Below are 3,155 nucleotides of genomic sequence, written 5' to 3'. Positions count from 1 at the left end.
TAGACCTTGGCGACATAGAGCCGGTCGAGGCGGTCCTCGAGAACCTTGTCCAGCGCATCGGCATCGCCAGATGTGAGCCGGTCGAGTTGGCGAACGTCCAGCACCCGCGCGATCTCGTCGCGGAAGGCGTCCCGCTCCGCCTCGGTCTCGAAGGGCGCGGACAATTCCCCGGCCCGCTCATGGTCCAGAACACGCGCAATCTCGTCTGCGAGGCGGTCGGCACGGTCAGACTGCGACGCAGTTTCATCGCGGGTTGCGAGGATGTCGTCGCGCGTGCCAGACCCGAGCCCGTCGCGCATCTCGTTTTCGCGGCGGACCTGATTGATGGCCTCCGTGTCCCGGATCTCGACGACAGCCGCATAGGTCGCGCCGAGCCCGCGGGCGAGGTGGGACGGCATGTCCGGATAGCGCTCCCTGAATTCATCCGTGACAGCATCTGCAAGGGGCGTGCGGACGTCGCGTCCCTCCATGATCCGGTCGACCTCGCGGGTGATCTCGCTGGCGCGGGCCGCATCGGTGATGGTCTCCCTATAGGGCTCAGACCGGTCAATCACATCGCCAGGGCGTGCGAGCAGATCTGGGTGTGCCTCGAGATATGCACGCTGCTCCGTCTCGATCCGGCGCTCCGCCCGTGAGACAACCTCCCAGTCCCGGTCCTCGATCTGCTGCGCGGTCAGGCCGTCTGCGCGCATCTCCTGACGGATTGTCCCTTCCATCGCCCGCACCGCGCCCTCATGATAATGGAACCGCTCGCTGACCACTTCTGCTTCCACGACGCCATCCCGGCGCAGCACGTTCTCTCGTTCTAGCAGCGTGCCGAGCGCGACATGCACGTCATTGAGAATGTCGCGCGCCTGTTCCAGATCGGCGCGACGTTCGAGGTTCAGGTCGCGCGCCTCGGCCACTTTGGCGAGATCATTGGCGATCCATTGATGCTCGAGCGCGGCGCTCGAGGCCCCGGTCTCGATCCGGGCCACCACTTCCAATGTGCTGATCCCCGTGCCCCGTAGTGCTACGTCAATGCGCGATCTCAGGTCGGGCTCGGCCAGTCGCTCTCGCTGGCTGGCGTCAATATTGACTTCGGAATAGATCCCGCCCTCCGAGGGGGTCTCTGACAGCGTGGATGATCGCAAACCGAGAGGCTGCATGTGCTGGACCTGCGTCTGGATCTCGATGAGGCGTTTTTCCAGCACGGGACGTTCCGCGTCAGGTTTTTCGGCGATCATGCCCTGAACCCGCGCGAGCTTCTCCGCATAGAGGCTTGTCAGATCCTCGAAGCTTTGATCCTCGGCCATATACACATCTCCTGTTCGGTCCACCTGTCCGCCATGCGCCAGCACCTCGCCCGCGCGGAAGAGTGCCGCGGCAATATCCGCGCGGGCCTCGCGGACCTCGGAGGTCTCCCGTGAGGCCTCCCCGGCAAGCGAATGGTAGACAGTTCTGATGTTGGCGATCTCCGCCAGCGTCCGGGTCAGGTCGGCCCCCACGCGTTCGCGCTCGCGGGGCGCGCGACCCTCTTCTTTCGCGGCGTAGACCTCGCTGGTCCGGGCTGGGTAATGTACAGCCCCGCGATCCACCCGGCGCGTGGCCTCCAGGCGCACGCCATACTTTTCCGCCTCCTCGACCATGGCGAGGCGGAAATCGTCATAGTTGAACCGATGGTTNCACGCCATACTTTTCCGCCTCCTCGACCATGGCGAGGCGGAAATCGTCATAGTTGAACCGATGGTTGCGCCCCAGAAAGAAGAACTCGCCTTCTTGCGAGCGGCGGTTCAGCACCAGATGCGCATGGGGGTGATCGCGGTCCTCATGTACCGCGATGATATAATTGAAATGCCCCGCGTCGGTCTGGAAGAACCGCTCGGCTACATCCGTAGCAATGTCGCGCACATCCTCGCCGCGCGTGCCGATGGGGAAGGACATGAGCATGTGGGTGGTCTGTCCGAGCTTCGGCTTGAACCCCGCATCCCACCGCTTGGCAAAACGCTCGGTCAGATCCTTGATGTCACCCGCCTCGAGCTTGGACTTGCCATCCAGGAACCCGCTACTGTCCACGATATGGGTCGACTTGGTCGTGAGGTAATCGAGCTGGTTTGCGAGCTGCGATTTGGTATGCGTACCCCCGCCTCTGATCGCCTTGAAGACCGCTGGCCGATGCCCTGCTGCCGCGCGCACAAGCTGGGTCTGCTTGGCCACATGCAACCCCTGCATCGAGCCCCGGACGCGGCTCCAGCCATCCCGGAAGACCTCGCCCGTGACGGCATGGACAGCATCATTCAGCCGCATGGGCAAACTCCCTCAGCGCGGCCGTGGCCTGCAGCTGCATCGTGTCACGACGGCGGCGCAGAAGCAGATCGATCTCGTCAGCAGAATCCAGAATGAACCGCGCCAGCCCACGCATCTGGGCGAGGCGCAATTCGGTGAACTCGGCACTCGTGCCTCCCACGGCCCCCTGCCCCCGCCGGTTGGCCTGCGTCATCTGCTTGGCGATCTGCGCGACCCCATTGCCGACCTCGTGCAGAGAGGCGCGGTAGCGCGCCATCTCTGCTGCCATCTGCGCGTCCGGAACGAACACTCCGCCTGCTGCCTGAATGAGCCGCCTGAGCCCCTCGGCACGGCTCTCGATCTCGGCCTCGGCCAGCACCTCGTCGAGCGCCGCAAGCTCCGCAGCCGTGACCTTCACACTGACCGCCGAGACCGGGATCGCGGCATCCGTCTGGCGCTCGGCATCGGCTTTCAGGACGTAGCGCACGGCGCGCGATGTAACACCGAACCTCGCAGCCAGCTCGGACGTCGACACACCCTCCGCGGCCTCGCGGACGATCTGCATCTTCTCGATCTCTGTCAGGCGTTTTGTTCGGGACATGCGGAAGAAAGACCCCCTATTTCCTGCCGCCTTCCACCAAGGCTGCACTTACCTTACGATAATATACCTAGCTGTCAATTATATACTTCCGTCGCACTCAGGCTCAGGCAGCCTTGGTGTCCGCTTCCCCCGCGGCCCGCAGGGACGCGGCTCTGCCGCCCTCACCATCGGGCGACCCACCTGTCCTAGGGGTCCCGTCCGCCAGCCCCGCCCGAGGGTCTGGCCGAACACGTATGTGTTCGGACGGTGTTGATTTCCACCCAGAACTGAGCCGGGTTTTCCATCGAGA

1 protein-coding gene and 1 pseudogene are annotated in these 3,155 nt (G+C 64.1%); both read right to left on the bottom strand.

Annotated elements, in window-relative coordinates; genetic code table 11:
* Positions 1-2,286 (bottom strand): annotated as a pseudogene (locus VK682_RS27030) (relaxase/mobilization nuclease domain-containing protein); the annotation flags it as partial.
* Complete coding sequence (locus VK682_RS27020) at positions 2,273-2,866, bottom strand: helix-turn-helix domain-containing protein (RefSeq protein WP_324782966.1); 594 nt, start codon at positions 2,864-2,866, stop codon at positions 2,273-2,275. The pseudogene VK682_RS27030 and the gene VK682_RS27020, both read right to left, overlap by 14 nt.
* Between the last annotated feature and the right edge of the window lie 289 nt (positions 2,867-3,155).

Origin of the sequence: Salipiger marinus, from assembly GCF_035481585.1 — a bacterium.
In the GTDB taxonomy this organism is placed as follows: Bacteria; Pseudomonadota; Alphaproteobacteria; order Rhodobacterales; family Rhodobacteraceae; genus Salipiger; species Salipiger marinus.
This window is presented reverse-complemented; position numbering and strand designations above follow the sequence as displayed.